The following is a 512-nucleotide window of genomic DNA, read 5'->3' as shown; positions in this document are numbered from 1 at the left end:
AGTTGGTATGAATACTATCTTAACGAGGTGTCCGGGTGAATTAGACCACTACACCCGCCTGGAGCCGCGAGCAAATCACCCAAGCGTTGCGCACATTAAACATCGACCAAGGGGAGTTCGAACAGATCTGGCTGCTGCCCGACTTTGCCGGCGAGCAGCCGTTGATTCAGATACAGTAATGGTAGTTATTGCAACACATCCGGATCATTAAGCAATGGATCGTGCATCTCTGGAATCAATTTTCCCTCTTCGCCTGGGCACTCAGAAAATGATGGAAAGCCTTGCTGCCAGATCAACTCGTTTTCTCGCAGCCAGCCTTCGATCACTACGTCCAGGGTGATTTGTGGTAAATACTCGCCAGTCATACCGTTTTCAAGACGCTTTTGTGTCGTTAGGTCGCGCTCGTAATGCGTCAGACTATTACGGACTTTATTCCAAGCGATAGATTCGGTTTTGTTGTTACTTACAAAGGCTTTCTGCCATTTGACAAGATCTGGGTTACCGTCCTTATC

The 512-nt window shown here is 48.0% G+C and carries 1 protein-coding gene; it reads right to left on the bottom strand.

The window, feature by feature from the left end; translation table 11 throughout:
- Positions 1 to 185: 185 nt before the first annotated feature.
- Positions 186 to 512, bottom strand: a 327-nt coding sequence (locus IE090_RS17775; protein WP_229815830.1) for a hypothetical protein, incomplete at its 5' end; no start/stop codon positions are given.

Origin of the sequence: Bacterioplanes sanyensis (genome assembly GCF_014652515.1) — a bacterium.
Classification (GTDB): Bacteria; Pseudomonadota; Gammaproteobacteria; order Pseudomonadales; family Oceanobacteraceae; genus Bacterioplanes; species Bacterioplanes sanyensis.
Note: the sequence above shows the minus strand (reverse complement) of the source record. Positions and strands in the feature narration are given on the sequence as shown.